This is a genomic window from Okeania sp. SIO2C2 (assembly GCF_010692625.1).
GTDB classification, from domain to species: domain Bacteria; phylum Cyanobacteriota; class Cyanobacteriia; order Cyanobacteriales; family Microcoleaceae; genus Okeania; species Okeania hirsuta.
Window position 1 is genome coordinate 1 of the sequence record NZ_JAAHGM010000139.1, and the last position, 3,304, is coordinate 3,304.

Genomic DNA, 3,304 nt, shown 5'->3' on the forward strand with positions numbered 1-3,304 from the left:
GCTTCCGATCGCCCCTCATTATCCAACACCCGCTGATAATATTTCACCATCAACTCTTTCGTAACAAAATCATCCACCTGCCACAAACTAATTACCTGACTTTCACTACCCGCAAGAGCTAATGCTCGACGCAAACCATAAACTCCCTCTCCCACATTCACATCTCCTACTCCCGTATCGCAAGCAGACAATACTACCAACTTTGTACCCCCCAAACTCAAATTCGCAATTTCTAACGCCGTCATTACTCCATCTTCATTACCACTTTCACGAGGGTTAAACCCTGCTAAAGCAAGACCCGAACGTAACAGTGGATTTTCTAGTTTGTTGGATGGTGCTTGGGGAATGTCAGTATCAAAACCACCGACTAATATTGGGGGTGCAACTTCTTCTAAATCTTCCAGAAAGAAACCGTGGGTGGCAATATGGAGTATTTCTGGTGCATTCACTTGTTTAATAGCATTTTCTGTAGCATTCGACTCCGTTAACAGAGTCACATCTGATAACATTGGTGCAATAGCTTCCACTTCTGCTTTTGTTCCTGATAATGCTCCAAAAGTTAAGTTTTCTGGAGCAAATAAAAAACTACCTAAATCTCTAGTAGGTTTTTTGTCACCACGTTTATTATTAGCAACAAGTCGCACAGAAGTGGGGTTGCCTGGGGTGTCGTATTCAGGGTTGGCAACTAATATGGGTGGTTGTTTGGTGGGGAAGTCAATTTCTAGTTTGATTAAGTCGCGTCCGGTGGTGAGGTAGGTAATATTATAGTTTTGGATTAAGTATTGGTTGTTTTCATCTACCAGAGCAGCAAAAGGAATGAGGTTGAGTTGAGAGTCTGGGGATAAGAGGATGTGTTTGGCGTTACCTAACTTTTGGCGGATGGGTTCCATTACTTGTTGCTCTAAGGTACGGGCAACTTCTTGGATGGAACTATTTGGTTGTGATAAATTATTGCGAAACTCATTGATGGTGTTATTTATGGGTTCTGCTAGTCCTAAGTCTAGCCATTGAGGTTTGCCTGTAGAATGGAGGATGTAAACTGCGTAGTGGGGTTTTCTCCATCGTTCATCTGGTTTAGCTTTGACATCGAAGGGGTAATATTGCATAATTTCCACCAATGCTGCATCAGCAGGGATTAACTTTTGTACTGTTTCAATAGTTACTGGTTTAGTAGTCTGAGCAAATGCTGCACTAGCAAGAGAAAGGTCTGCTTCTAATTTTTCTACTTTGCCTTTGAGGGTAGCTACTTGTTGGCGATATTGTTCTGGTGGGAGATTTTTGGGTTTATTGTAGATGAGGGCAGCTAGTTGAGTACGAGTGTTTGCCAGGTCGTTGAGGAGTTTTTCGTTTTCTGGGGTGAGGTTGTCGCGGATGGTTTGGAGGGAGTTGATGGTGGAGTCGAGGATGCGACCTTTGCGCCGGAGGATGGTGGTGAGGGCGAGGTTGGCTGCTTTGGCGTTGGTGGGTGCGTCTTGGAGGTGTAGGGATATTGTGGCGTGAGTTGTGACTGAGAGCTTTCTCATGGAGGCTTGTTTTTGGCTTTCTGAACCTGTGGCGAGGTAAGTAGTGAGAGTGGTTTCTTGTACTTCCATTCCCTGGGTGCGATATTCAATAGCACTGGTTGTATTTCCTTGGGCAAGATACAGTAATGCCAAGTTATTGAGGCTGGTGGCAACGTATGGATGGTCAGCTCCTAATGCTTTCTCATTGATTGCCAGTGACCTTTGGTATAGGGGTAAGGCTTCTGTGTATTTCCCTTGCTCACGGTACAGTGATGCCAGGTTGTTGAGGCTGGTGGCAACGTATGGATGGTCAGCTCCTAATGCTTTTTCTCTGATTGCTAGAGATCTTTGCAATAGAGGTAAGGCTTTTGTGTAGCTCCCTTGTAAATAGTACAGTAATGCCAGGTTGTTGAGGCTGATGGCAACGTCTCGATGGTCAGCTCCTAATGCTTTCTCATTGATTGCCAGAGACCGTTGGAATAGGGGTAAGGCTTCTGTGTAATTTCCTTGTTCTCGGTACAGTTCTGCCAGGTTGTTGAGGCTAGCGGCAACGCGTGGATGGTCAGCTCCTAATGCTTTTTCTCTGATTGCCAGAGACCTTTGGACTAGGGGTAAGGCTTCTGTGTACTTCCCTTGGCCTTGGTATAGTGCTGCCAGGTTGTTGAGGATAAGGGCAACCTGTGGATGGTCAACTCCTAATGCTTTCTCATTGATTGCCAGAGACCGTTGGAATAGGGGTAAGGCTTCTGTGTAATTTCCTTGTTCTCGGTACAGTTATGCCAGGTTGTTGAGGATAAGGGCAACCTGTGGATGGTCAACTCCTAATGCTTTCTCATTGATTGCCAGAGACCGTTGGACTAGGGGTAAGGCTTCTGTGTAATTTCCTTGGGCAAGGTACAAATTTGCCAGGCTATTGAGGCTGTGGGCAACATCTGGATGGTCAGCTCCTAATGCTTTTTCTCTGATTGCCAGAGACCTTTGGACTAGGGGAAAAGCTTCTGTGTAGTTCCCTTGGGCACGGTATAATTCTGCCAGGTTGTTGAGGCTGTGGGCAACATCTGGATGGTCAGCTCCTAATGCTTTTTCTCTGATTGCCAGAGACCTTTGGACTAGGGGTAAGGCTTCTGTGTAGTTCCCTTGGGCAAGGTACAAATTTGCCAGGTTGTTGAGGCTAGCGGCAACGCGTGGATGGTCAGCTCCTAATGCTTTTTCTAATATTGTCAGAGACTGTTGGTATAGGGGTAAGGCTTCTGTGTAGTTCCCTTGGGCACGGTATAATTCTGCCAGGTTGAGTAGGCTGGCAGCAACTGAGGGATGGTCAGCTCCTAATGCTTTTTCTAATATTGCCAGAGACCTTTGGTATAGGGGTAAGGCTTCTGTGGACTTCCCTTGGGCTTGGTACAGTGCTGCCAGGTTGAGTAGGCTGGCAGCAACTGAGGGATGGTCAGCTCCTAATGCTTTTTCTCTGATTGTCAGAGACTTTTGGTATAGGAGTAAGGCTTCGCTATAGTTCCCTTGTTGATGGTGCTGCATACCTAAAAAATTAATAACTATGGCAGCCTCAGGGGTTTCAGAACCACCTGCATTTTCTATTATAATCAAGGCACGTTCTAATAGTGGGATAGCTTGACTATATTTGCCTTGTTTTGAAAACTCAATTGCTTGTTGAAAAAGTCGCTTCAACTCCTCGACTTCCCCAGATTGTTGCGCTACCACAACAGGTTTAATTTCCCCTACTACTGGTTTCACCATCCCCACAGTTAACCCACAGATACTAATAATTGTTGCTCCCCACACTAGAG

General features: G+C 45.6%; 2 protein-coding genes. Both read right to left on the reverse strand.

The annotated features are described in order from the left end of the window. Positions 1-2,276 (reverse strand): tetratricopeptide repeat protein (locus F6K18_RS35840; RefSeq protein ID WP_353735279.1); only part of this gene is annotated, 2,276 nt, incomplete at its 3' end. Beyond that, positions 2,277-3,304, reverse strand: a 1,028-nt coding sequence (locus tag F6K18_RS37185; RefSeq protein ID WP_353735278.1) for a tetratricopeptide repeat protein, incomplete at its 5' end; no start/stop codon positions are given.